Origin of the sequence: Streptomyces sp. NBC_01214 (assembly GCF_026340975.1) — a bacterium.
Taxonomy (GTDB): domain Bacteria; phylum Actinomycetota; class Actinomycetes; order Streptomycetales; family Streptomycetaceae; genus Streptomyces.
Map to the genome: position 1 here is coordinate 1,444,443 of NZ_JAPEOS010000003.1, position 24,437 is coordinate 1,468,879.

General features: G+C 74.4%; 25 protein-coding genes. 13 read left to right on the plus strand and 12 right to left on the minus strand.

All coding sequences use genetic code 11. The annotated features are described in order from the left end of the window. Window positions 1-112 precede the first annotated feature (112 nt). Window positions 113-1,057: a hypothetical protein gene (locus OG594_RS42915; protein ID WP_266607803.1), complete on the plus strand. Its 945-nt coding sequence runs from the start codon at window positions 113-115 to the stop codon at window positions 1,055-1,057. A 46-nt stretch (window positions 1,058-1,103) separates the two neighbouring features. Here the strand turns inward: OG594_RS42915 and OG594_RS42920 are convergent, their stop codons facing one another. Genes OG594_RS42920 through OG594_RS42930 form a run of 3 tightly spaced genes read right to left on the minus strand, consistent with a single transcriptional unit; the run spans window position 1,104 to window position 3,783 of the window. Then, entirely contained in the window at window positions 1,104-2,129 is a 1,026-nt protein-coding gene (locus OG594_RS42920) for an NAD(P)/FAD-dependent oxidoreductase (protein ID WP_266607804.1), read from the minus strand. Next, the gene (locus OG594_RS42925; protein WP_266607805.1) at window positions 2,126-2,716 is read right to left on the minus strand and encodes an isoprenylcysteine carboxyl methyltransferase family protein; all 591 of its coding nucleotides are present in this window, start codon (window positions 2,714-2,716) and stop codon (window positions 2,126-2,128) included. The genes OG594_RS42920 and OG594_RS42925 overlap by 4 nt, the downstream gene beginning before the upstream one ends. Before the next feature lie 5 nt (window positions 2,717-2,721). Next, window positions 2,722-3,783 (minus strand): type III polyketide synthase, encoded by a 1,062-nt coding sequence (locus tag OG594_RS42930; protein ID WP_266607806.1) that lies wholly within the window; start codon window positions 3,781-3,783, stop codon window positions 2,722-2,724. Between the two features lie 76 nt (window positions 3,784-3,859). Here OG594_RS42930 and OG594_RS42935 point away from each other — a divergent pair, with 76 nt between their 5' ends. After that, window positions 3,860-4,738, plus strand: a complete 879-nt coding sequence (locus tag OG594_RS42935) for a UbiA family prenyltransferase (protein WP_266607807.1) — start codon at window positions 3,860-3,862, stop codon at window positions 4,736-4,738. A gap of 379 nt (window positions 4,739-5,117) precedes the next feature. Here the strand turns inward: OG594_RS42935 and OG594_RS42940 are convergent, their stop codons facing one another. Both OG594_RS42940 and OG594_RS42945 read right to left on the minus strand, forming a co-directional pair. Further along, window positions 5,118-6,152 (minus strand): PHP domain-containing protein, encoded by a 1,035-nt coding sequence (locus OG594_RS42940; protein ID WP_266607808.1) that lies wholly within the window; start codon window positions 6,150-6,152, stop codon window positions 5,118-5,120. A gap of 70 nt (window positions 6,153-6,222) precedes the next feature. Then, complete coding sequence (locus OG594_RS42945; protein WP_266607809.1) at window positions 6,223-6,717, minus strand: MarR family winged helix-turn-helix transcriptional regulator; 495 nt, start codon at window positions 6,715-6,717, stop codon at window positions 6,223-6,225. Window positions 6,718-6,845: 128 nt separating this feature from the next. On the opposite strand from OG594_RS42945, the gene OG594_RS42950 reads away from it, so the two are divergent. Further along, complete coding sequence (locus tag OG594_RS42950; RefSeq protein WP_266607811.1) at window positions 6,846-7,256, plus strand: organic hydroperoxide resistance protein; 411 nt, start codon at window positions 6,846-6,848, stop codon at window positions 7,254-7,256. Between the two features lie 76 nt (window positions 7,257-7,332). After that, a complete protein-coding gene (locus OG594_RS42955) occupies window positions 7,333-9,024 on the plus strand; it encodes an FAD-dependent monooxygenase (RefSeq protein ID WP_266607813.1) in 1,692 nt (563 codons plus the stop codon). A 235-nt stretch (window positions 9,025-9,259) separates the two neighbouring features. Here the strand turns inward: OG594_RS42955 and OG594_RS42960 are convergent, their stop codons facing one another. Next, window positions 9,260-9,622: a DUF6204 family protein gene (locus OG594_RS42960; RefSeq protein ID WP_266607815.1), complete on the minus strand. Its 363-nt coding sequence runs from the start codon at window positions 9,620-9,622 to the stop codon at window positions 9,260-9,262. 173 nt (window positions 9,623-9,795) lie between these two features. Here OG594_RS42960 and OG594_RS42965 point away from each other — a divergent pair, with 173 nt between their 5' ends. Then, window positions 9,796-11,073: a VWA domain-containing protein gene (locus OG594_RS42965; RefSeq protein WP_266607816.1), complete on the plus strand. Its 1,278-nt coding sequence runs from the start codon at window positions 9,796-9,798 to the stop codon at window positions 11,071-11,073. Then, window positions 11,073-11,891 carry a hypothetical protein gene (locus OG594_RS42970; RefSeq protein WP_266607818.1) on the plus strand — a complete coding sequence of 273 codons (819 nt, stop codon included), beginning with the start codon at window positions 11,073-11,075 and terminating at the stop codon, window positions 11,889-11,891. The genes OG594_RS42965 and OG594_RS42970 overlap by 1 nt, the downstream gene beginning before the upstream one ends. Before the next feature lie 84 nt (window positions 11,892-11,975). Here OG594_RS42970 and OG594_RS42975 read toward each other — a convergent pair whose 3' ends face one another. Further along, window positions 11,976-14,606 carry a serine hydrolase gene (locus OG594_RS42975; protein ID WP_266607820.1) on the minus strand — a complete coding sequence of 877 codons (2,631 nt, stop codon included), beginning with the start codon at window positions 14,604-14,606 and terminating at the stop codon, window positions 11,976-11,978. Window positions 14,607-14,838: 232 nt separating this feature from the next. Here OG594_RS42975 and OG594_RS42980 point away from each other — a divergent pair, with 232 nt between their 5' ends. Continuing rightward, the gene (locus tag OG594_RS42980) at window positions 14,839-15,501 is read left to right on the plus strand and encodes a lysophospholipid acyltransferase family protein (RefSeq protein ID WP_266607822.1); all 663 of its coding nucleotides are present in this window, start codon (window positions 14,839-14,841) and stop codon (window positions 15,499-15,501) included. Window positions 15,502-15,616: 115 nt separating this feature from the next. Further along, entirely contained in the window at window positions 15,617-15,865 is a 249-nt protein-coding gene (locus OG594_RS42985; protein ID WP_266607824.1) for a hypothetical protein, read from the plus strand. 9 nt (window positions 15,866-15,874) lie between these two features. Here the strand turns inward: OG594_RS42985 and OG594_RS42990 are convergent, their stop codons facing one another. From OG594_RS42990 to OG594_RS43005, 4 genes are all read right to left on the minus strand, one after another. Beyond that, a complete protein-coding gene (locus OG594_RS42990) occupies window positions 15,875-16,603 on the minus strand; it encodes a hypothetical protein (RefSeq protein WP_266607826.1) in 729 nt (242 codons plus the stop codon). Between the two features lie 116 nt (window positions 16,604-16,719). Continuing rightward, the gene (locus tag OG594_RS42995) at window positions 16,720-17,577 is read right to left on the minus strand and encodes a PhzF family phenazine biosynthesis protein (RefSeq protein WP_266607828.1); all 858 of its coding nucleotides are present in this window, start codon (window positions 17,575-17,577) and stop codon (window positions 16,720-16,722) included. Between the two features lie 103 nt (window positions 17,578-17,680). After that, on the minus strand, window positions 17,681-18,034 hold the full coding sequence (locus OG594_RS43000; RefSeq protein WP_266607830.1) for a VOC family protein: 354 nt from the start codon (window positions 18,032-18,034) through the stop codon (window positions 17,681-17,683). Between the two features lie 89 nt (window positions 18,035-18,123). Continuing rightward, entirely contained in the window at window positions 18,124-18,555 is a 432-nt protein-coding gene (locus tag OG594_RS43005) for a GNAT family N-acetyltransferase (protein WP_266607832.1), read from the minus strand. A gap of 179 nt (window positions 18,556-18,734) precedes the next feature. On the opposite strand from OG594_RS43005, the gene OG594_RS43010 reads away from it, so the two are divergent. The 4 genes from OG594_RS43010 to OG594_RS43025 all read left to right on the plus strand — a co-directional run bounded on the left by OG594_RS43010 (window position 18,735) and on the right by OG594_RS43025 (window position 22,053). Then, window positions 18,735-19,154 carry a YciI family protein gene (locus OG594_RS43010; RefSeq protein ID WP_266607834.1) on the plus strand — a complete coding sequence of 140 codons (420 nt, stop codon included), beginning with the start codon at window positions 18,735-18,737 and terminating at the stop codon, window positions 19,152-19,154. Further along, a complete protein-coding gene (locus OG594_RS43015) occupies window positions 19,151-20,479 on the plus strand; it encodes an RNA polymerase sigma factor (RefSeq protein ID WP_266608865.1) in 1,329 nt (442 codons plus the stop codon). The genes OG594_RS43010 and OG594_RS43015 overlap by 4 nt, the downstream gene beginning before the upstream one ends. 78 nt (window positions 20,480-20,557) lie before the next feature. After that, window positions 20,558-20,740 (plus strand): hypothetical protein, encoded by a 183-nt coding sequence (locus OG594_RS43020; RefSeq protein WP_266607836.1) that lies wholly within the window; start codon window positions 20,558-20,560, stop codon window positions 20,738-20,740. A gap of 155 nt (window positions 20,741-20,895) precedes the next feature. After that, on the plus strand, window positions 20,896-22,053 hold the full coding sequence (locus OG594_RS43025) for a serine hydrolase (protein ID WP_266607838.1): 1,158 nt from the start codon (window positions 20,896-20,898) through the stop codon (window positions 22,051-22,053). A gap of 59 nt (window positions 22,054-22,112) precedes the next feature. On the opposite strand, the gene OG594_RS43030 is transcribed toward OG594_RS43025, so the two are convergent. Beyond that, window positions 22,113-23,669: an AMP-binding protein gene (locus OG594_RS43030; RefSeq protein WP_266607840.1), complete on the minus strand. Its 1,557-nt coding sequence runs from the start codon at window positions 23,667-23,669 to the stop codon at window positions 22,113-22,115. On the opposite strand from OG594_RS43030, the gene OG594_RS43035 reads away from it, so the two are divergent. Beyond that, the gene (locus OG594_RS43035; protein ID WP_266607842.1) at window positions 23,668-24,414 is read left to right on the plus strand and encodes a class I SAM-dependent methyltransferase; all 747 of its coding nucleotides are present in this window, start codon (window positions 23,668-23,670) and stop codon (window positions 24,412-24,414) included. The two genes, OG594_RS43030 and OG594_RS43035, sit on opposite strands and share 2 nt — an antisense overlap. Window positions 24,415-24,437: the final 23 nt, after the last annotated feature.

Consider the following 24,437-nt stretch of genomic DNA (forward strand, 5'->3'; position numbering starts at 1 on the left):
ATGGCGCAGTGGGCGGAAGTGGCACTCAATGTAACAAAGCGTGCGCTTTCCATGACGCACGATGACCGGCGTGCGATTGCGTAGACGCGCGCGTCGGCGAACGGAGCTTTCCATGAACGACCCCATGACCCTCGCGGCGGGACGGCACGAAGACCGCCGCGGAACCCCCGAACCCATAGCAGCGGACGAGCCGAACACGCCGCCCGTGCGGACCCGGCCGGAGACGGCGGCCACCTGCCGTCCGGTCGAGGAGGTCACCGCACTCGTGAGCCTCTTCAAGGAGGGCGGCCCGCTGCCCGACGCCGGACACGACGCGCTGCGCCCGGCCGCCGTGACCCGAGCGGTGCAGGACGTACGACGGATGGTCACCCTCCTGGGCGAGTCGCCGCACGAGGTGGCCGAGGCGGACCCCACGCTGCGCGCCGCCGCCGCCGTCGGCCGGTCCGCCGAGGACGTCGCCCTGCTGGTGACCGTCCTCGGCAAGGAGGACGCGGCCGAGGCGGAGCGCCGGGGCCGCGCCGGGCCGCCCGCGGAGCCGTACGCGGCGAGGTGCGAGCAGAGATACGAGGAGCCGCACGAGCCGCGGTACCCAGAGCTGTCCGACGCCCCGCGCCAGGCGCCGCTCCGGCTCACCGCCCCCGTGGACCCGCCCGCAGTGGCCCCGCCCGTCGCGTCCCGCGACCGGGCGCCGCGGCGCGTCCTGCGCTGGCCCGTGGCGATCGCCCTGTTGGCCAGTGGAGCCCTGCACCTGCCGAACGACCTGACGGCCCCGCAGTTCGCGGCCCCCGCCGACTACCTGCCCCTCCTCGTCACCGTGCTCTGCCTGGTGAGCGGCGCGCTGGTGGCGCTCCGGGACACCGCGAACGTGTGGCGGGCGGGCGCGACCACCGCTCTCGGCGTGGTCGCCCTGCACGTGCTGGGCGGGTCGCTGCGGTACGACCCGCTGGCGGGCGCGGTGGGCGGCACCCTGGCCTGGGCCGGTGTCGCCGTCGTGCCGTGCGCGGCGGTCGGTGCGGTCCTCGCAGGCCTTGCCCTGCGCAACCGCCGGGAGCCCTGACCGGCCGCAGGCTCCACCGGAGCGGCAGCCGGCGCCGATGCCGCCGTCACGCGAGCATGTTCACCGCCCCGGTGAACATGCGGGGGAGCCGGGCGGCCAGCGGGACGATCCGGGGCGCGAGCCGCGGCTGGTGACGGGCCCACAGCAGGGACGCGGTGAGCGTGCGGTAGTTGCGCGACAGGTCCCGCCAGGCCTGCTCGTACGCCTGCGGGCGCCCCGTCCGGACGCACCGCACCAGCTCGCCCGCCGCCGTCACGGCCAGGGTGAGTCCCTCACCGGTCAGCGCGTCCACGTACCCGGCCGCGTCCCCCACGAACAGCACGCGCCCCGCCACCCGTACGCGGGCCCCCTGGCGCAGCGGCCCGGCCCCGCGCACCGGCGTCCCCTCCGCCGCGGCCAGGCGCGCCGCCAGTGCCGGGAAGCGGGCCAACTGCACGTCGAACGGGGCCTGGTCGGAGGTCAGGATGGCCACGCCGATCCGGTCGGGCGCCAGCGGGGTGACGTAGGCCTCGCACCGCGCCGACCAGTGCACCTCGACGAGGTCGCTCCACGGCGGGGCGGCGTAGTGGCGGCGCAGCCCGTAGCGTGCCGGTCGGCGGGGGGCGAGCGGCGCCGACAGGCCGAGCCCGCGACGGACGGGGGAGTGCAGGCCGTCCGCCGCGACCAGGTAGCGGGCGGTGAGCCCGGCCGCGCTGACCTGGTGGACGTCCTGGCGCACCTGGCCGACGCGCCCGGGAAGCACCCGTACGCCGAGCCGTGCGGCGCGCTCGGCCAGCGCGGCCTGCAGTTCCGTACGCCGTGCGCCGAGCCCCGGGCCGGACCGGAAGAGCCCCTCGGCGCAGCGGCCGCTCTCTCCGTCGACGTAGCGGATGCCGCGGAACGGCTGCCCGGCCACGGTGACGCCCAGCTCCCGGAGGTGGCGCACGCCCCCCGGCATCAGGCCCTCCCCGCAGGCCTTGTCGATGGGGGTGGGCCTCGGCTCCACGACCACGACCTCGAGGCCGGCGAGCGCGCCGTGGATGGCGGTGGCCAGTCCGGCCGGGCCACCGCCCGCGATCAGCAGGTCGATCACGAGGCGGCGCCGGCCGAGTGGACGGAGGCGGGCGCGCGCAGCCGGCCGCCGTCGGTCAGGGCGGCGTCCTCGCAGCCGATCCGTACGCGCAGCAGCAGCAGATTGAGCACGGTGAAGCCGAGCGCCGTCATCCAGGCGGAGTGCACCAGCGGCAGCGCGACGCCTTCCGCGACCACGGCCACGTAATTGGGGTGGCGCAGCAGCCGGTACGGTCCCGACTCCACCAGCGGCAGCCCGGGAACGACCAGCACCCGGGTGTTCCAGCGCTTGCCGAGGGTGGCGATGCACCACCAGCGAAGGCCCTGGGCGGCCGCGGCGACGACGAGGGCCGACCAGCCGAGCAGGGGGACGAACGGCCGCCCGGCCACCCAGGGTTCCACCACGCAGCCCAGGAGCAGCGCGGTGTGCAGGGCGACCATGGCCGGGTAGTGGCCGCGGCCGTACTCGCGACCGCCGCGGGCCAGGCTCCACGCGGCGTTGCGGCGGGCCGTGATCAGCTCGGCGAGGCGCTCGGCGGCGACGAGCCCGATCAGCAGGAGGTACGGGGCCAGGGAGGTGGAGGCGGGCAGGGCGGGGATCGAATTCATCGGGCTCACCAGCGCAGGAGGACGAGTTCGGAGGCGAAGCCCGGACCGAAGGCGAGCATCAGCCCGACCGATCCGGGCGGCGGCGGTCCCGCGCTCTGGACGCCGTCCAGGATGTGCAGGACCGAGGCGGAGGAGAGGTTGCCCACGGCCGCGAGCGAGCGCCGGCTCGCGGCGAAGGCCGACTCCGGCAGCGCGAGGGCGTCCGAAAGGGTGTCGAGGATCTTCGGGCCGCCGGGATGGCAGATCCACGCGTCGACGTCCGCGGGCTTGAGGTCGTGCGCGGCGAGGAAGGATTCGACCTCTTCGGCGACGTGCAGCCGGACCAGGTCCGGGAGTTCGCGGCCCAGCACCATGCGCATCCCCCAGTGGCCGATGTCCCAGCCGAGGAGGTGCTCGGTGCCCGGGTACAGGCGGCTGCGGGCGGCCACCACCTCGGGTCCGGCGCCGGTGGCGTGCAGGGGATGGTCGCGGCCCACCGCCACCAGGGCGCCGGCGCCGTCGCCGAACAGGGCGCCGGCCACCAGGTTGGCCATCGAGGCGTCGGTGGACTGGAGGGTGAGCGAGCAGAGCTCGGTGGACAGCAGGAGGGCCGCGTGGCCGGTGCGCCCCGTCAGATGGTCGTGGACATGGCCCACTCCGGCGGCGCCGGCCGCGCAGCCGAGGCCGAAGAGCGGCACCCGCCGTACGTCGGGACGCAGGCCCGCACGGGTGGCGAGACGGGCCTCCAGCGAGGGCGTCGCGAGCCCGGTCACGGTGGTCGACATGACCAGGTCGACCTCCCGGGCCGCCAGGCCGGCGTCGGAGAGGGCGAGTTCGAGGGCCCGGGTGCCGAGTTCGAGGGCCGTCTCGATGAAGAGGGCGTTCGTCGCGCCGAAGTCGTTCCCCGGACCGTACCGCTCCAACGGCAGCGCGAGATGTCGGCCGTCCACGCGCACCGAGCCGTGGACGCGGCGCAGCAGGGCGGTGTCGGAGCCCGGTGGCAGGAAGCGGGCGAGCGCCTCCGCGATCTCGGACTGGGGATGGTGATGGGGCGGGAACACGCTGCGCACTGCCAGAACACGTGTCATTCGTTCACCATAGAAAACAACTGACACATCGTTATGAATCAGGCGAACCGGGCGCGGCGCCGCGTAGCGTGTCGCCGTGCCCGCGCGAACCGCCCAGACCCGCGAGAACACCGAAGCCACCCGGAACGCAGCGCCCGGCCCAGGCCCCGGCCTCGTGCGCGGCCTCGCCGCCGCGTGCCACCCGCTGCCCGCGGCCGCCGTGACCCTCTTCGCCGCCGCCCTGACGGCGGCCGCGGGGCACGGCCCGGCGCGGGCGGCCGTCACCGTGGGCGCGGTGGCCGCCGGACAGCTGTCGGTGGGCTGGTGCAACGACCGGGCCGACCTGCGGCGCGACCTGGCCACGGGCCGACGGGACAAACCGCTCGTCGCCGGTACGGTGCCGGCAGCGGCCGTGACCCGGGCCGCGGCCGCGGCGCTGCTGCTCTGCGTCCCGCTGTCCCTGGCCTGCGGGCTGCTGGCCGCCGCCGCGCACCTCGTCGGCGTGGCGGCCGCCTGGGCCTACAACCTCCGGCTCAAGAGCACGGCCGCCTCCTGGGTCCCGTACGCCCTGGCCTTCGGCCTGCTGCCCGCCTTCGTCACCCTGGGCCTGCCCGGCGCCCCCTGGCCGCCGCCCTGGCTCACGGCTGCCGCGGCCCTCCTCGGTGCGGGCGCGCACTTCGCCAACGTGCTGCCGGACATCGAGGACGACCTGGCCACCGGTGTGGCGGGGCTGCCGCAGCGGCTGGGCCTACGGCTCTCGGCCGCGTTGGCCGGGCTGCTCGTCCTCGGTTCGACCGTCACCCTGGTCGTCGGACCACCGGGGCGGGTGACGGCGTACGGCTGGACGCTGCTCGCCGCGACCGCGACGGCGCTGCTCCTCGCGGCCCGCCGGCCTGCCGGAAGGCTCCCCTTCCTGGCCACGATGGCGGTGGCCGGAGCCGATGTGATCCTGCTGGTCGTCGAACTCCGCCCGTGAGCCATCGCCACGAGGTGGGCCGTGCGCTCCGGCCCGCTCTACGCGCAGGGCCCGCTCGGCGCGCAGGGTCCGCTCTACGCGCAGGGCCCGCGCCGCCGTACGGGTGGGGGCCGCCCGTCTCGGCGGTGCCCAACGGCGCCCCGACCGCCCTGCGACCCGGATGATCACGGCCGCGCCCGTCAGGACCTGGACGACGGTCTGTCGGGGCCGACACGGGCGGGGCACCGCGCCGTGATCCCCCGTGGGCCCCGGCGCGGATCCGCGTGGGCCCCGGCGCGCCGCACGCGCGGCCTGCGCGACCGCCCCCGGGCGGTGATCGCCGCGTACGAGACGGGTCTGCGGTCGCTCCCGGTACGCACTGGGCACCCGTAGGCAGCCTTCAGGGCATCTCGCGGGTGCGGGTCCAGGTCAGGAGCGCTTCCGCGGGCCAGGTGTTGATGACGCGCCCGGGCGGAACCTCGCACTCCACGGCCCTTTCGCAGCCGACGATCTGCCAGTCCAGCTGGCCCGGGGCGTGCGCGTCCGTGTCGATCGCGAAGAAGGTGCCGGCGGCTACGGCCAGGCGCAGCAGCCGCCGGGGCGGGTCCAGCCGCTCGGGCCGGCTGTTGATCTCCACGGCGGTACCGCTCCGTGCGCAGGCCGCGAAGACCGCCTCGGCGTCGAACTGCGACTCCGGCCGGGTCCGGCCGGTGACCAGCCGCCCCGTGCAGTGGCCCAGGACGTCCATCAGCGGGTTGCGCACGGCCGCCAGCAGCCGCCGGGTCATCGCCGGCGGGTCCATCCGCAGCTTCGAGTGCACCGAGCCGACGACCAGGTCGAGCCGGTCCAGCAGTTCCGGCTCCTGGTCCAGCGCTCCGTCGTCGAGGATGTCGCACTCGATTCCGGTGAGCAGCCGGAAGGGCGCCCAGGTGGCGTTGAGCTCGGCCACCACCCGCAGCTGCTCGCGCAGCCGCTCCGGGGAGAGCCCGCGGGCGACGGTCAGGCGCGGCGAGTGGTCGGTCAGGACGGCCCAGTCATGGCCCAGTGCGGCCGCCGCCCGCCCCATCGCCTCGATCGGGCTGCCGCCGTCGGACCAGTCGGAGTGCACGTGGCAGTCGCCGCGCAGGGCCGCCCGCAGCGCGGTGGCGGCGGGCGTGGGCGGCGGTCCTTCGGGGAGCGCGGCGATCTCGTCCTCCAGCGCCTGTAGGTACGCCGGCACGTTCCCGCCGAGGGCCTCCCGCACGACCTGGGCCGTTTTGGGGCCGATGCCCTTCACGGTCTCCAGGGAACCGGCCGCGACCCGCTCGGCCACCTCGTTCCCGCCCATCCGAGTGATCGCGGCCGCGGCGGACCGGAAGGCCCGTACCCGGTAGGTGGGGGCCTGCGCACGCTCCAGCAAGAAGGCGATCCGGTCCAGCGCCGCAACCGGGTCCATCGCGCACCTCCTGCCCGCCGCCCCGCCCCGCAGCCCGCCTCCCGGACCCAGTGTCCGGTGCGGGAGGCCGCTACGCCTCTCCGGCCTCTCCGGCCTCCCGGGGCACGGCGGCGTCGAGGGCGGCGGTGAGGCGGTTCAGCCGGGCCTGGAGGTCGATGACCTCGGCCAGATCGAAGCCGGTCGCGGCCGCGATCCGCCGGGGTACTTCCACCGCGCGGGCGCGCAGCGCGGCGCCCTCCTCGGTCAGGTGGGCGTGCACGGACCGCTCGTCCTCGGTGCTGCGCTCGCGGCGGACCAGTCCGGCCGCCTCCAGCCGCTTGAGCAGCGGGGACAGCGTTCCGGAGTCCAGCCGCAGGTGCTGCCCGATCTCCTTGACCGGCATCTCGCCGTGCTCCCACAGCACCAGCATCACCAGGTACTGGGGATAGGTGAGGCCCAGGTCCTTGAGGACGACGCGGTAGAGGCCGCCGAAGGCGCGGCTCGCCGCGTTCAGCGCGAAGCAGATCTGGCCGTCCAGGCGCAGGAAGCCCTGGTCGGAGTGGGTCGCGGTGGGCTGCTCGGTCATGTCGGCCAGTGTACCCGGGCAGAACTTGGAAGGCATTGAATTGTGCACAACTGAATTGCGTGCTCTACTGGTGGAGCGCGGTCGACCACCGGCCGCCGCCACGGTTCATTTCTGCGAGAGGAACTCTCATGGACGCGCTCTACACCGCTGTCGCCACCGCCAACGGCCGCGAGGGCCGCGCCGTCAGCTCCGACGGCCAGATCGACCTCGCCCTGGCCATGCCCCCGGCGCTCGGCGGCAACGGGCAGGGCACCAACCCCGAGCAGCTCTTCGCCGCCGGCTACGCCGCCTGCTTCGCCAGCGCGCTCGGCCTGGTCGGCCGCCAGGCCAAGGTGGACACCAGCGAGGCCTCGGTCACCGCGGAGGTCTCGATCGGCAAGGACGGTGCCGGCTTCGGCCTCGGCGTCACCCTGCGCGTCGAGCTCCCGGAATCCCTGGCCGGCGAGACGGGCGCCCTGCTGGTCAAGCAGGCCCACGAGGTCTGCCCGTACTCCCGCGCCACCCGCGGCAACATCGACGTGGACCTCGTGATCGAGTAAAGATGCCGGACACCTGGCGGGCGGCCACCATGGAAGGGCATCCACTTCTACGGGGGCCGCACGCCAGGAGGCGCCAGTGGCGCACACCTACGCAACGGACGTCCTCGTCGTCGGCGCCGGCCCGGTCGGGCTGACCGCCGCCGCGGAGCTCCGCAGACGCGGCGTCACCTGTCGGATCGTCGACCGGCTGCCGGCCCGGCTGCCGTTCGCGAAGGCCGTCGGCATCCAGCCGCGCACGCTGGAGGTGTGGGACCGCATGGGGATGGTCCGCGCCGCCCTCGAGGCGGCCGTCCCGATGCGGGGGCAGTTCCTGTACGTCAACGGCGTCGAGAAGGCCCGCACCGAGCTCTCCGTGCCGCCCGAAGTGCCCTACGGATTCGCGGCGTTGCCGCAGTACGAGACCGAGCGCATCCTGGACGAGTTCCTGGGCCGCTTCGGAACGGCCGTCGAACGGGGCACCGAACTCGTGTCGTTCACCCAGGACGCCGACGGGGTGACCTGCCGGCTGCACACCCCGTCAGGGGCGCAGGAAGAGCTGCGGACCCGGTACCTGGTGGGCTGCGACGGCGCGCACAGCATCGTCCGCAAAGGACTCGGCCTCACCTTCGAGGGCGGGGCCTTCGCCGAGGAGTACATGCTCGCCGACGTACGCGTCGACTGGGACCTGCCGCCCGGGTACAACCTGCGCGCCATGCACCTCGACGACGACGGGGCGGTCGACGACGTGCTCGTCTGCATCCCGCTGCCCGGCCGGGGCCGGTACCGCATGTCGATGATGGTGCCGCCCGAACTCTCCACCGCACGGCAGGACGCGGCCGCCTCCGACGGCATCACCCATGGCCTGCAGAGCGGCCGGAGCCCCGCACTGGCCGACATCCAAGCCGTCCTGGACCGGCTCTCACCGCAGCCGACCACCGCCTTCGACATCCGCTGGACTTCGGTGTTCCGCATCAGCCACCGGATCGTGGACCGCTACGGCGACGGCCGGGTCTTCGTCGCAGGGGACGCGGCCCACATCCACCCGCCGACCGGCGCCCAGGGCATGAACACCGGCATCCAGGACGCCTGGAACCTGGCCTGGAAGCTCGCCCTGGCGTGCGCCGGCGCGGCCCACCCCGGCCTGCTCGCCGGCTACGACGCCGAGCGCCGGCCGGTCGGCGAGGAAGTCGTCGGTCGCACCGTACGACACGCCGTCGAGGGAATGGAGAACGACCCCGACGACCCGGCGACGGTGATGATGCGCGAGGCCCAACTCCTCGTCGGCTACCGGGGAAGCCCGACCGTGGACCCGGCCGGCGACGGCAGGGGCCCCCGGCCCGGCGACCGGGCACCGGACTGCGCGGGCCTCACCGGGCCCGGCACCGCCTACCCGCTGCGCCTGTACGACGTCCTGCGCGAGCGGGACCACGTACTGCTGCTCTACGGAGCCGGGTTCGGGCCCGGCTCCGAAACCGGGGCGGGCCTCGACGAACTCGTCCGGACGGCCCGGGAGTCCTCGGGCGGCCGGATGCAGGTCTGCCTGGTGCTCGCGGCGGACGCGGGCACGGGCGCCGACGCGCACGCCATCATCGAGGCTGACGGGACGACACTGCCGGTCTACACCGACGGCCGGGGAGAGTTCGCCCGCCTCTACGCGGCCGAGGAGCCCACGGCCTTCGTGATCCGCCCGGACGGATACCTCGGCGCCCGGCTCCCGCTCTCTCCGCCCGCCCCGCGCCCACTGGCCGCCCACCTCGCGGGCGTCTTCGCCGCGAGCCCGCCGAACTGACCGGTCAGGCCGGGCAAGACACGGAAGGCACCCCCGGCCCAGGCCCTGTCGTCACAGTCCCGTCGGGCCCGCGACGCCCGGCACCGCACCTGGCAGCATGGTCGGGGCGCCCGAGTGCGTCCAATACACGGGCGCCCCTCCGCCTTGCGATGTTTCCTCTCGGCCCTGCGGGCCTGGAGAGATCCCTTGGCACCGGACGCCGCGGGCTCGGCCGACGCCACTTTGACGACAGGACCTAAACGACGGCCCGGGAGGCCTCGCGGCGCTGTCGCTTGCCCAGCGGGGCCAGCGACATGTCCTGGGCCTGCGACTTCAGCTGCTTGAACCCGTACCCGCGCTCGGCCAGCCAGCTCTCCGCCGCCAGCTCCGCCCGGGCCGTCGCGTCGAGGATGTCCTCCTCGGCCTCACCCGTGTCCACGAAGCGGAAGGTGAAGAAGGGACGGGCCGCGAGGTCGTACGTGAGGTGCCCCTCGGCAGTGAACTCCGCGCGCAGCATGTCGTGCTCGGGCGCGGCGGCGAGCAGCTCGGCCCTCTGGTCGTCGGTCAGACCGTCGAACGAGCCGCGGACGGTGATGCGGAAGGTACGGGTAGCGCTCATCCCCGGAGCCTAGGTCGGGCACGGTCCCCCTGCACCTGGATATCCGCCGGTCCGCCCCCGCCCACCACCCCGCGGACGGTCGCGCAGGGCCGCGTACACCGCTTGGACACCCGGAAAGCCCCCGCGGGGAGCCCGTTTTGGATTTGCCGGACGATCCTCAATACGATCCGGCGATGATCACAAGAAAACGGCTTGCGGTCGGGGCGTGCGGCCTGCTCGCCGCCCTGGCCGTCGGGCTCTTCCCGGCGAGCGCCACCGCCGCCGACGAACCGACGGCGAAGGAACCCCCCAAGGTCGACCTCGTCCTCGACGTGAGCGGCTCCATGCGGGCCAACGACATCGACGGACAGTCCCGCATGGCCGCGGCCAAGCAGGCCTTCAACGAGGTCATCGACGCGGTCCCGGCCGAAGTGCGCCTCGGCATACGGACCCTGGGGGCCGACTACCCGGGCGACGACCGGGCCACGGGGTGCAAGGACACCAAGCAGCTCTACGCGGTCGGCCCCCTCGACCGGACCGAGGCGAAGACCGCGGTGGCGACCCTGGCCCCCACCGGCTGGACGCCGATCGGACCGGCCCTGCTCGGCGCGGCCCAGGACCTGGAGGGCGGCAACGGCTCCAAGCGGATCGTGCTCATCACGGACGGCGAGGACACCTGCGCCCCGCTCGACCCGTGCGAAGTGGCGCGCGACATCGCCGCCAAGGGCATCCACCTGGTCATCGACACCCTCGGCCTGGTCCCGGACGCCAAGACCCGGGCCCAGCTGACCTGCATCGCCGAGGCCACCGGCGGTACCTACACCTCGGTGCAGCACAAGGCGGACCTCTCCAACAGGGTGAAACAACTCGTCGACCGGGCCGCGGACCCGGTCGTCAACCCGGTGGCGACCGAGGGCGCGAAGCAGTGCCAGGGCGCCCCGCAGCTGAAGGCCGGCCTCTACAGCGACCGCGAGACCTTCGGTGAACACCGCTGGTACCGGGTCGACGTGCTCCCGGGGCAGGAACTGCGCGCCTCGGTCAGCATCGGCGCCGACCGCGCCGTCAACAACGACTACGGCGTCCTGCTGCGCGCCACCACCGTCCACGGCCGCGAGATCGTGCGCGGCTCGGAAGCGGGCAACGGGCGTACCGACGTCCTCTCGACCGGCCTGCGCTACCCGAAGGCCGAGATCGACGGCCTGGACTCGGACGCCAAGCCCGTGCCGGAGACCGTCTGCCTCCAGGTCAGCAACTCCTTCTCCGCTCCCGCCTCCGTCAAGACGACCCCGGGCATGCCCGTCGAGCTGACCATCGACCTGGTGGACGGACCCGACGGGGCCTCCGACGTCGCCGCGTTCGGCCTCGGGCGGGGCTGGTGGCTCCTGGCCGTGCTGGCACTCGCCGGACTGCTGGCCGGCCTGGTGTGGGGATGGATCTCCCGCTGGCGCATCTCCGTCTGGAGGACCAACTGATGCGTAGAGTAGGCACACTGACCGCGTCCCTGCTGGCCGCGGCCGCCGCCCTCACGGTGGCGGGCACGGCCGTGGGTACGGCCGTCGCGGACACGCCCTCGCCGAGCGCCAGCGCCAGCGCGAGTCCGGGCGGGGGCGGGGCCAAGGCCGAATCCGCCCCGACCGAGGCCGGCACCAGCTTCCGTACCGCAGCGGCGTTCCGCCCGGGCCAGAAGGCCACGGCCGGCGCGTCCAGCGGCGACTACCTCTACTGGGTGGTGCCGATCGACGCGCAGCAGCGCGCCACGGTGAAGGCCGCCGTCACCCTGCCCGAGCCGGCGGCCCGGCACGGCGCCTCGACCTGGCAGCTCGACGTGTACGACGGACTGCGCCGCCGGCAGGCCTGTGCCTACGGTACGCAGACCGCGGCCGCGGCGAAGGAAGCCGCCACGGTCGAACTGTCCTGCACCCTGCGCACCGTGCGCGCCGGAGCCGAGCCGTGGGCCAACGATCCGCTGCCGGGCAGCTACTACGTACGCCTGACGGTCGTCGACCTGCCGGACGAGGACAAGGGCCTGCCGGTGCGCGCGGCCGTCGAGGCCGAGGTGAAGGAGACCGGCGGCGTCCAGGCGGTGGACGGCGCCCTCTCCACCCCGCTGGTCGCCGGCACCGTGACCGCGACCCTGCGCGAGCCGGAGGACGGCTGGTCCGGCGGCTGGTGGTCCGACCGCTGGATCTGGACCGCCGCGGGCGGCGTGATCGCCGCCCTCGCGGGCGTCCTCGGGTACTCCCTGACGCGCGGCACGGGCCGCCCGTCCAGGGTTCCGCCGGGCGCCTGAGAAACGGCGGAGGCCGCGCCCGACGGGCGCGGCCTCCCCCTCTGCCGGGGCCGGCGGTGGTCGGCCGACCGACCGGCCGACCGCTCAGCGACCGCGGGTGAGCCGGGTGCCGAAGCCGGGCTCGACCAGGGCCCCCTTGACCGCGACCGGCACGCTCCGGGCCCCCTCCCCGCTGCCCACCGTCAGCACGGCCACCTCGGAACCGGCCTTCGCGCTGTGCGGCAGCGGTCCGGCGCCCGCACCGGCACCGTCACCGGTGGTGAGGGACAGCTTCAGCTTCTGGCCGGGGACGCCGATCACGTTCAGGTCCTTGGTGGCCACCAGCGGCGTACGGCCGCCGAGCCCGTCGTCCACATGGCCCACGACGTCGCCCTTGCGGATCACCGGAGCCGAGGCGAGCGCCGTCCGCACCCCCTCGATGATCGTCTTGCTGTTCGCCAGCACCAGCTTCAGGCTGTTCCCGGCGTCCTCGTCCGGCCCGTCCACCCGCTGGTCCATCAACGTGCCGAGGATCAACTGGTCCTTGCCATCGATCGACTTGTACGCCGCCCACATCAGGGTCCCGCCGGCGGGTGTGCTGGAACCGGTCTTGATGCCCCGGATGGTGTTGTTGAGCAGGGTGTTGTTGTTCTCGAGCCGCGTGGGCAACCCCTTGATGGAGGCGTTCGGCAGAGCGACGATCGAGCGGAACACCTCGTCCTTCATGACGGCTTCGGCGAGCTTCAGCTGATCGACGGCGGTGCTGACGGTGCCCGCGTCCAGACCACTGGGGTCCGTGTACGTGGTGTTCGTCATTCCGAGCTCCTTGGCGGCGGCGTTCATCTTCGCGACGAACGCGGCTTCGGAGTCGGTGCCGGTGTCCCAGCGTGCCAGCAGGCGGGCGACGTTGTTACCCGAGGGGATCATGAGCATCTTGAGCATGTCCTGCTGGCTGAACTTCTGCCCGGGGGTCAGGCTCGTGATGCGGGACTCGTGCTCCGAGTTGCCGTCCGCCACGGTCTTCGCGTCGATCGTGATGTCCGGACCGGGGTCGGCCTTGCGCAGCGGGTGGCCCTTGAGGATCACGTAGGCCGTCATCACCTTGGCGACGCTGGCCGTCGGGACGGGCTTCTGCTCACCGAACGTGCCGATGTCGCCGGAGCCGGAGACGCGCACGGCGCCCTGGCCCTTGGCGGGCCACGGGACGGAGAACTGACCGTCGACGGTGCGGTCGGTCTCGGCGGCGACGAGCTGCGGGGCGGGCAGGGGGCGCATCAGCTGCGCGCCGGCGCCGGCGCCCGCGAGGAGCAGCAGGATCGGCGTCCATATCTTGACGCGGCGCAGCGCGGTCCGGCGCGGGGTCTCCGCCGGGGGCCGGGTGTTGGTGAGCTCGGCCAGCAGGTCGAGCGGAGGCAGCGGCGCGGCGGGGGCCGGCCCGGCGACCTTGGCTTCGGGGGAGTGCGGTTGAGCTCGCGGCGCGACGGGGGCGGGCAGGTCGACGTCCTTGAGCGCGACGAACTGGCTCGTCCGCTCGGGGTCCGGCTCCACCTCCCGAGCCCAGGAGGGCGCCTTCCGCGGGGCGTCCGGCTCGACGGGCTTCTGCTTGGGCAGGGTGATGAGCATCGTCTCGTCGGACGCGGCTTCGACGACGTCGCCCTCAGCCTCCGGCTCGGGTCCGGTGTCTGCCCGGTCCCCAGCACTGGCTTCGCCGTCGGCCTCCGCCGCGGAGCGGGCCGTGCCCCCGGCTTCGGGCTCGGCGTCCGTCTCAGAACGGGCTGCGCTCGGGAGCCCAACGGCATCTGCGCCCTCGGCGTCCACCCCAGGCTCGGCATCGTCCGGGAGCCCGGAGCCGACCTGCCCCTTCCCCTTGGCCCGCGGGGCGGCTTCGCCCTCGGGCTCTACGCCCGCCTCGGCGTCGCTCTTCGGCGCCGCGGCAACGGCTTCCGCCTCGGGTTCGGCGTTGGCCTGGGGACGGGCATCGTCCGGGAGTTCGGAGCCGCTTTCGGGCCCGGCGTCGGTCTTCGGTTCCGCCGCATCGGCTTCCGCCTCGGAGCGGGCCGGGTCGGTCTGGTCCTCGGGTTCGGCGTCGCCCTTGGACTCGGCATCGTGCGGGAGTTCGGAGCCGGCCTGGGCCTTCGGCTTGGCCCGGGGGGTGGTTTCGCCCTTGGGTTCGGCGTCGGCGTCGGCGGTCGGCGCCGCGGCAACGACTTCCGCCTCGGAGTCGGCGGTGCTCTCGGCTTCCGTTTCCGCTTCGGGTTCGGCGTCGGCCTGGGGTTCCGTGTCCGCTTCCGCGTCGGCCTTTGGCTCCGCCGCATCGGCTTCCGCCGCGGAGCGGGTCGGGTCGGTCTGGTCCTCGGGTTCGGTGTCGCGCGGGAGTCCGGCATCGGCTTCGCTCGCGGGCTGGGACTCGGCTGCGCCTTGAGGGTCGGCATCGTGCGGGAGTTCGGAGCCGGCCTGGGCCTTCGGCTCGGTCCGGGGGGCGGCTTCGCCCGCGGGTTCTGCGTCCGCCTCGGCGTCGGCTGCGCCGTGGGGGGCGGAGTCCGTTTCGGGACCGGCATCGCCGGGGAGTTCGGAGTCGGCGTCGGCCAGGGGGGCGGCTTCGCTCCCGGGCTCCGCACCGGCTTCGGCCTCGGTTCCGGTCCCGGCCGTAGCTTCGGGCTCCCCCTCCAGAGCGGTGGTCACTGCCTCGATCTCCGGGTCGTCCGAGGAACCGCCCGCCACCGTTACCGACTTCATCCCAGCCCCGCCTTGCTGCTCACATCATGCCGATACGACCGGCGAGGCCCCAGGGGCCCCGCCGCACTGCCAGATGCCCCCGGTACGCCGCCCGTTCCATCCGCTGGATCTTGTGACCGTTCGGTCATATTCGCTGAGTACGCCTACTCATGACCCCGCCCGCCCACCGGCCGACCATGGGACACATCGCACCGCACCACCACCGCACCGCACCGTCCGAACGGGGTCGTCCATGCTCAGCCGAATCGCCGCCGCCCTCGTGCCCGCCTTCGGGCGGCTGACCGTCACCGCCGACCCCGGGGACCGGCCCGCCCCCGGCGCCATCCTGGTCGCCAACCACACCTCCCTCGCCGACCCGGCCGTCGTGGTCGCCGCACTGCGCCGGTACGGGATCGAGCCGGTCATCCTGGCCACCAGCGGCCTCTGGCGGGTACCGCTGCTCGGCTCCGCGCTCCGCCGCGAAGGCCACATCGCCGTCCACCGCGGCACCGCCCGCGCCGCCGACTCCCTCGACGCGGCGGCTGTCGCCCTCGCCTCGGGCCGCAGCGTGCTGCTCTACGGCGAAGGCCGGCTGCCCGTGCGCCGCGACGCGGGGGAGACGGCCCCCGGCCCCTTCCGTAGCGGCCTGGCCCGGCTCGCCGCCGCGACGGGCGCCCCGGTCGTGCCCGTCGGCCAGGCGGGTGCCCGCCGCCTCTGCTCCGGGAGCGGCGCCAAGCAGCTCGCCGGCGTCTTCACCGCCCCGCTGCGCAGGCCCTGCTTCCACGTCCACATCGGCTCGCCGCTGCACCTGCCCGACCGGGTGCCGGAGGCTACGGACCGGGCTCGCGAGGCGGTCACGGCCGCCTGGCGCACCGCGGCGTTCGCCCTCGGGGAGGCGGGTCGGGAGACGGCCTGAGGCCGTTCCCGCGGAGGTGCGCCGTGGCTCTGGGCGCTGCCGCGGAGGAAGAAGATCGGCCCCTCGGACCGTGTCGCCGAGCCCGTCACCGGTCACGGCATGCGAACGTCTCCGCATGACCGAAGGCTCGACACCACACATTTCCTCGGCGCGGATCACCGTCTTGGGGGTGCAACCCGGAAACCCGCCCTTCCGTATCGTGGAGGTCGACGGCGAGTTCGTCGGCAGGGCGACTTCGATGACGGACGTGCTCCTGATCGCCGCGGAGGCCGGGATCACGATCCACGACCTCGACGACCTCGAGGTGGTCCGCTGGGTCAGTGGCGGCAAGTTCACCTGGACGATCCCGGGCGGCAGGGCCTAGGCACGGCACTCAGCGGGTGCTGTGCCCGAGGACCACATGGGCCACGGCCTCACCGCCGGCGTCCGTGTCGATGAAGGACACCACCACCGGGCTGCTGCCCGTGGGTCCGCCCGCCGTGGCGCGCAGCCGGTAGCGCTCGGTGCGGACGGCCTCGCGGGCGAGCGGGCCGCCACCCGAGAACAGGGACGGCGGTTTGACGTCATTGGCGATGCGGAAGTCGGCCGGGCGCCAGCTGCCCGAGGCCGGGTCGAAACGTTCCAGCAGGAACCCCGGCCCGCTGCCCGCCCCGGCGCCGGCCTCGCCGACCAGCATCTCCATCTGGAAGGCGACCAGCAGGTGCCGGTACGCGGCGGAGTTGCCGTTCCGCAGGGTGACGGTGAACTCCTGCGGGGCGCCGCCCCGTACGAGGGCGAGCCGACCGCCCCGGGTGTCGACCGCGACCGTGAGCCGGGTCCGGGCCGGGGGAGGCGTCACGGCCCGGGGCACGGCCGTGGCCGGGGTCGCGGATGCGGATGCGGAGGACCCGGGCGGCGAGGAGGTGGGGGCCGACGGCGAGGCGGAAGCCGACACCGAGGCGGAATCCGACGGGGACACCGACGCCGACACCTCTGCGGACGCCGAGACGGAGGCCGCCGCGGCCGTGCCGTCCTCGTCCCCGCACCCGGTGGCGCCCGCCAGCAGGACGGCGGCCACTGCCGCCGCGCTCAGTGCACTGCGGTGGCCTCGGGATACTGGCATGGGATCGGTCCTCCAGGGGTCGGCTTCGCCAGGAAGCTAGCAAGGGGGCGCCCCTGCCGACGAGGTCGATCACGCTTCGAGGCGGCGACGGTTCGGTCACGGCCGCCCGGGGCCGGTCAGACGCGGAGCGTGGCCTCGAGGACGGTGACCGCGCGGCCGGTGAGGAGTACCCGGTCCCCGTGGAGCGCGACCTTGACCAACCCGGGGCGTCCCGAGGCCTGGAGGCCGGTGAGGGCGTCGGCGCGTCCCAGCCGCGCCGCCCAGTACGGGGCCAGCGCGGTGTGGGCGCTGCCGGTGACCGGGTCCTCGGGGATGCCGCGCGCGGGAGCGAAGAACCGGGAGACGAAGTCGTACCCGGACTCCACCGCGTCGGCCGCCGCGGTGACGATGACCCCGCGCGCCTCCTCGCGCAGGGACAGGGCCGCGATCGCCGCGAGGTCGGGCCGCAGGGCCCGTACGGCGGTCTCGTCGGGCAGTACGGCGAGCAGATCGCCCAGCGCCCCCGTACGGAACGTGGCCCCCGGCCGGATCCCCAGGGCGTCGGCGAGACCCGCGGGTACCACGACCTCGGTCACGGGGGCGGCCGGGAAGTCCAGGGTGATCTCCCCGTCCTCCCCGTCCTCCCCGGGCTCGCCGTCCTCGGCCCACGCGGTGAGCAGACCGCCGGACCGGCTGAGGAACCGCACGGGGCCGCCGGTCAGCAACCCCTCCCGGCGCAGCGTGTGCACCGTGGCCAACGTGGCGTGGCCGCACAGGTTGGCCTCGACGAGCGGGGTGAACCAGCGGATCTCCCAGTCGGCTCCGGCCCCGGCCGGGAGCGGCAGGGCGAAGGCCGTCTCGGGATGGTTCAGCTCGGCGGCGAGCTGCCCCAGCCACGCGTCGTCCGGCCAGGGGCCGGCCGGGAGCAGGCACACACCGGCGGGGTTTCCGGTGAAGGGGCGGCTGGTGAAGGCGTCTACGATCTGGATGCGCATGCTGCGAACGTATCGAGGCCAATCGACCTCCGGGCAAGGCCAATTCGGGGAGAGTGGCCTGCGGCCCCGTGCGGGAGGTATGACCGCCGACCGGGCGACGCGGTCAGGCGGGCTGCCACAGTTCGACCCGGTTGCCGGCAGGATCGGTGACCCAGCCGAAGCGACCGACCCCTTCCATGTCCTGCGTCTTCTCGTCCACGTCCGCGCCCTTGGCGCGCAGTTGCGCGAGCATCGCGTCCAGGTCGCGGACCCGGAAGTTGAGCATGGTCTGCTGAGCCCGGGAGCCGAAGTAGTCGGTCTCGGACTCGAACGGGGCGAACACCGTCGGCCCGGCGTCCTGCTGCCACAGGCCGTGCTCGTCGGCGTCCAGGCCCAAGCAGTCGCGGTACCACGCGCCGAGGGCCGCCGGGTCGGCCGCCCGGATGAAGTACCCGCCGATTCCAAGCACACGTTCCATGCCGCCATGGTGCCAGGGCGGCGGCCGGACGGGCGGGCACTACACCCGCACCCCGCCCGGGGTCCACGGCTCCCTCACGGGTGCACGCCTCAGCCCAGCGGCTTCTCGAAGCTGAAGGCGGTCACGGCCATCCGCTCGCGGAAGTAGAAGCGGTGTGCGTCCGTCCGCTGGGTGCCGGATTCCAGCGTGAGGGCGGTGCAACCGGCGGCCAGGGCGTGCTGCTCCAGGTGCGCCAGCAGCTCGTGGCCCACGCCGGTGGAACGGGTGGCGGCGGCGGTGACCAGGTCGTCGACGTAGAGCGAGCGGACCGCCGCGGTGTTGACGACGATCCGCCAGCCGGCCGCGCCCACGCACCCGCCGTCCGCGTCGTAGGCGGCGGTGAAGCGCAGCCCCTGGCCGTGCGCCTCCGCAAGGATCTTGAGGAACAGCTCCTCGGTGAGGTGGGGACGCAGTTCGCACAGGACGGGGAGCAGGTCGGAGGTGTGCCGGGGGTCGCCGGGCTCAAGGTCGATGATCTTCATGCGATCACCCTACTGGGGCGTACGGAACGGCCCCGGGCCGAAGCCGTCGCGCGCTGCCGCGGCCGACGTGTCGAAATGGGAGGGACGGCTCCGACGTCCCGTACGAAAGGCTCCCGGTCCCGATCCCGATCTCGTTCCGGTCCCGGAGCCGCCGCGCAGCACAGAAGGAGTGGCACCCCATGAAGTACATGCTGATGGTTCTCGGGAAGCAGGCCGACTACGACGCCATGGGCGGCGCCGCGAACGGCGACGGCCCCGGATGGTCCGAAGCCGACCTCAAGGCGATGTTCGACTACATGCGCGCGCTCAACGACGACCTCGCCGCGTCGGGCGAGTGGGTCGACGGGCAGGGCCTGGCCGAACCCCGGCACGCCCGCCTGGTCACCGCGGCCGCCGACGGCACCCCCGTGATCTCCGACGGGCCGTACGGGGAGGCCAAGGAGGTGCTCGCCGGGTACTGGATCGTCGACGTCGCGGACTTCGACCGCGCCGCCGAGATCGCCGCACGCGCCTACGCCTGCCCGGTGCCCGAGGGCGCACCCAACTACCCCGTCGTCGTCCACCCCGTCGACAGCCGCTCGGGGACCGAGATGTGTTGACCACCCCCGGCCCCGCACCCGCGAGCGAGGACCTGCTGCGCCGACTGGCGCCGCAGGTCCTCGGAGCGCTCGTCCACCGCTACGGGCACTTCGACGAGGCCGAGGACGCCGTGCAGGAGGCCCTGCTCGCCGCCGCCCGGCAGTGGCCCGAGGAGGGCCGCCCGGCCAACCCGCGCGGCTGGCTGATCCGCGTCGCGTCCCGCCGGCTCACCGACCAGCTGCGCAGCGAGGAGGCGCGCAGGCGCCGCGAGGAGACGGCCGCCGCGCTGACCCCGCGCGACGAGTTCGTGGCTCCGCCGCCGGGGGAGGGCCGGGCCCCCGCCGAGGACGACACGCTCGCCCTGCTCTTCCTCTGCTGCCGGGCCGAACTGCCTCCCGCCGGCCGGATCGCCCTCACCCTGCGCGCCGTCGGCGGCCTCACCACCGCGGAGATCGCCCGCGCCCTCCTGGTGCCCGAGGCCACGATGGCCCAGCGGATCAGCCGGGCGAAACGCCGCATCAAGGCCTCGGGGACCCCCTTCGGCATCGGGTCCGACGACACCGACGGCACGGACAGCACTCACGGCACCCGCGCCACGGACGGCACCGACGGGACCGGTACGCGAGCCGCCGAAGACCGTGCCGCACGGCTCGCCGACGTCCTCCACGTGCTCTACCTGATCTTCAACGAGGGCTACACGGCCACCTCGGGCCGCGATCTGCAGCGCGCCGACCTCGCCGCCGAGGCGATTCGCCTCACCCGCGCCGTTCACGCGCAGCTCCCGGCCGACGGCGAGGTGGCGGGCCTGCTGGCGTTGATGCTGCTCACCGACGCCCGCCGCAGTGCCCGCACCACGCCCGACGGCGACCTGGTTTCCCTTGCCGAGCAGGACCGCACGCGCTGGGACCGCGCCGCCGTCACCGAAGGGGTGGCCCTGGTCAGCGACGCCCTCACGCACGCGCCGCTGGGCCCGTACCAGCTGCGAGCCGCGATCGCGGCCGTGCACGACGAGGCGCCGAGCGACGAGGAGACCGACTGGGCGGAGATCCTCGCCCTGTACGAGGTACTGGTCCGCATGGTCCCCGGCCCCGTGGAGCGCCTGGGCCACGCGGTGGCGGTGGCCATGGTGCACGGGCCCCGGCGGGCCCTGGACCTGCTCGCGGACCTGGACCGGGACGAGCGCCTGGCCGGCCACCACCGCCTCGAAGCCGTACGGGCCCACCTGCTGGAGATGGCGGGCGAGAAGGCGGCGGCGCGGGCCGCCTACGCGAAGGCCGCCGGGCTCACGCTCAGTCTTCCGGAGCGCCGCTACCTCCTGTTCCGGGCCGCCCGGCTCGCGCAGTGAACGGGCGGCCCCCGCTCCGGGCGTCCGCATGACGGACACGGTCCACCGTTGTCGGAGGCGCCGCCTACTCTTGATCACGTGAGCCCGACCTCTGATGACCACCTCGTACCCGAACGTTCCCTCGCCGAGATCAACGCCGACATCCGCTGCCTGTTCGCACGTGCCGAGGGCCGCCTCTCCGACGCGGAGCGGATCCGCCATGCCGCCCTGCTGGGCGAGTGGGCCTCGGCGATACGCGCGTCGGTGGTCCCGGCCGCATAGCGGTCGGTCACGCCCCGGCCGGCCCCGCGCCCGCGCGGTCGGGCCGCACCGGTCCGGCCGCACCGGTCGTGTCGCACCGGTCGTGTCGGACCGATGATTCCGGCGTCCGGCGGCAGTCTTCCCTACGAGCATCCGCACGTACGAGAAGGTGGACCATGAGCGACCTGCGCAGTCTCCTGGAGACCCACGTCGGTGACGGAACACTGCCCGGCGCGGTGGCCCTGGTGGCACACGGCGAGGACGTCGAGTTCGCGGCCGTCGGCTCCGTCGACACGGCCGGCACCGCACCCATGGCCCGCGACTCCCTCTTCCGGATCGCCTCGGTCACCAAGCCCGTGACCGCCGCGGCCACCATGATGCTGGTCGAGGACGGACTGCTCGCCCTCGACGTCCCCGTGGCCCGCTGGCTGCCGGAACTCGCCGCTCCGACGGTGGTCCGTACCCCTTCGGCGCCGCTCGACGACGTGGTGCCCGCCGATCGTCCGATCACCGTCGCCGACCTCCTCACCTTCCGCGCCGGCTACGGTTTCCCCGCCGACTTCTCGCTGCCCGCCGTGGCCCCGCTGTTCGGCCGGCTGAAGCAGGGGCCGCCCAGGCCGCAGGAGGTGCCGGAGCCGGACGTCTGGATGGCGACCCTGGGGCGGATCCCGCTCCTCCACCAGCCCGGCGAGGCGTGGCTCTACAACACCTGCTCCGACATCCTCGGGGTGCTGATCGCCCGAGCGACCGGACAGCCCTTCCAGGACGTGCTCGCCGAGCGCGTCTTCGAGCCGCTCGGCATGCGGGACACCGCGTTCTCCGTACCGCCGGCGCAGCTCCACCGGTTCACCAGCCACTACCGGGCCGCCCCCGACGGCGGAGCCCTGGAGCTCGTGGACGCGCCCGACGGCGAGTGGAGCACCCTTCCCGCCTTCCCGTCCGGCGCGGGCGGCCTCGTCTCCACCGTCGACGACCTGTACGCCTTCGGTCGGATGCTGCTCGCAGGAGGCGCGTACGGGGGTGGCCGGCGGCTGCTCTCGGCGGACTCGGTACGGCAGATGAGCACTGATCACCTCACCGCGCCCCAGCGCGCGGCGGGCACCCTGTTCCTGGAGGGCCAGGGCTGGGGTTTCGGCGGCTCGGTCGACGTGGCCCGCCTCGACCCCTGGAACGTACCGGGCCGGTACGGCTGGATCGGCGGCACCGGCACCGCCGCCCACGTCGTCCCCGCCACCGGGACGCTCACCCTGCTCCTCACCCAGCGGGAACTGGCCGGCCCGGCCGCGCCCGAGGTGATGAGGGAGTTCTGGACCTACGCCGCCGCCCGCCCTTGACCTCCCCGCGGGTTCCTGACCAGTCCGCCGGCCCCCGCCGCCCCGACCACCCGCCGCTCCTACGCCCGTCGGCCGGCGGCCCCTTCTGCCCGCTCCCGCAGCAGGCGCTTGTCCGGCTTGCCCCGCGCCGTCAGCGGGATTGCCCGTTCCCAGAACACCGCGGTGGGCCGGTGCGCCGGGGCCAGTTCCGCCTCCACCAGGTCACAGGCCTCGGCGGCGGGCCCGGGGCCGGGCCCGTACCCCGCCGCGGGTACCAGGAACGCGCACACCTCCTCGCCGGTGAGGTCGCTGTGCCGCCCCACCACGACGGCCCGTGCGACGGCGGGATGCCGGGTGAGCGCGGCCTCGACGGGCACGCAGTACACGTTGTCCCCGTGGACCATCACCACGTCGTGGATCCGGTCGTCCAGGTACAGGTAGCCGTCCGCGCCGAAGTGCCCGAGGTCCCCCGTCCGCAGCCATCCGTCCCGCAGCACCCCGGCGGTCAGTCCGGGCCGGCCCCAGTACCCGGTCATCATCGCCGCCGACCGCGTCCACACCTCGCCCGTGCGGCCGGCCGCCACCGCCCTGCCCCGCCCGTCGCGCACCTCCACCTCCACCCCCGCGACGGGCCGTCCCACCGACGACAGCAGCTCCGGCCGCCCGCCCACCGCCGCATCGTGATCGGCGGGGGAGAGCCGGCAGATCACCGCCGCCTCGTTCGTGCCGTAGCCCTGCCGCCACCGGCCGCCCCACCGGGTCACCGCCTCGCGCAGCCGCTCGGGGTGGACGGGCGAATCGCCGTACGAGACCGCCTCCAGCCCCGGTACACCGTGGGCGGTCGCCGGGTCGTCCAGCAGTCGGTAGACCATCGAGGTCGTCAGGTACGTGGCCACCGGCCCCAGGCGCCGGCAGGCCGCCGCGAACTCCGCGGGAGCGAAGGGTTCGAGGACCTCCACCCGGCCCCCGGCCCGCCACTGCTCCAGGCACCGCCCGCCCGACCGCTGCGCCAGCGAGGTCACCGACAGGTACACCGACTCCGCCCAGGCCGCCGGCCGTACGGCGTTCCGCGCGGCCATCGCCCCGAAGGTGGAGGCCACCCCCTTGGGCCGCCCCGTGGTCCCGCCCGTGTACGTCACCCGCGCCACGTCGTCCTCCCGCGCCCGCACCGGCACCGCGCCGGGCCCGTCCCGGCCGGCGGCCCGGCGGAGCAGCTCGGCCAGGCCGAGCCCGGGCGCCCCGGTCGCGGGCACCGGCACGTCGTGCACGACCAGGTCCGGCCGGCAGTCCCGCAGGACGAAGTCGAGCCCGCTCTGGGCGGGGCCGGCGAGCACCTGGGTCAGCCGGGCGCCGAGCAGGTGCGCGGCGATCCGTACCAGCAGCACCTCCGGCCGGTTCGAGCCCGTGACGCAGGCCAGTCCCGAGCCGCGCCCGATCCCCGCCCCGGAGAGCGCCCCGGCCAGCCGGCAGGCCCCGTCGAGCACCTCCTGGAATCCGAGGACGACCGGTCCGGCGCCGAGCGCGGGCTGTCCGGCGTACCGCTCCAACGCCCCTACCAGCGACGTGACATACCGAGCGGCCACCATGGGGGACTGCCTCTCCGCGCCGCTCCGGGACACCGGCATGATGGACGTCATGACGAACGAATCCCGTGCTCGTTCCTTCAGCTCCGCGGCCGCACGCTACGCCGCCCATCGCCCCGCGTACCCGCCCGAGCTCTTCGACACGCTGGCGGAGATGGCCGGCTTTCCACTGGCCGGAGCACGGGTCGCCGACGTCGGGGCCGGAACGGGGATCGCCACGGCCCTCCTGGAGGCCCGAGGGGCCCTGGTGGTCGGGGTGGAGCCGGGCGAGGGCATGGCGCAGGAGTTCCGCCGCCGCAACCCCGGCACGCCGCTGGTCCGCGCGGACGGCAACCGGCTGCCGCTGGCCTCCGGCTGCCTGGACCTGTTGACGTACGCGCAGTCCTGGCACTGGACGGACCCGGCGCACGCGGTCCCCGAGGCCCTGCGCGTGCTGCGCCCCGGCGGGGCCCTGGCGGTGTGGCAGAACGACCCGGACACCGGGGTCGGTTGGATCGCCGATCAGCAGGACCGGATCGAGAAGCGGTTCGGCCCGGGCTGGTACATCAACGAGCGCGCCCTCTCCCAGGAGGGGCTGCGCTTCACCGACCGCCGGCTGTCGTGGTCGCGCCGCGTCCCGGTCGACACGCATCTGGCCAAGCTGTCCACCCACTCCCTGTTCCTCGTCGGAGAGCCCGGCACGGACGCCTTCCTGGAGGACGAGCGCGCCCTCCTCATGGAACGGTTCCCGGACGGCTGGGTGGAGGAGCACTACGTCGTCGAGCTGAGCGTGGCCGTCCGGGGGCATGAGACGCGGTAGGGGCCGTTCGGGTGAAGCGGCGC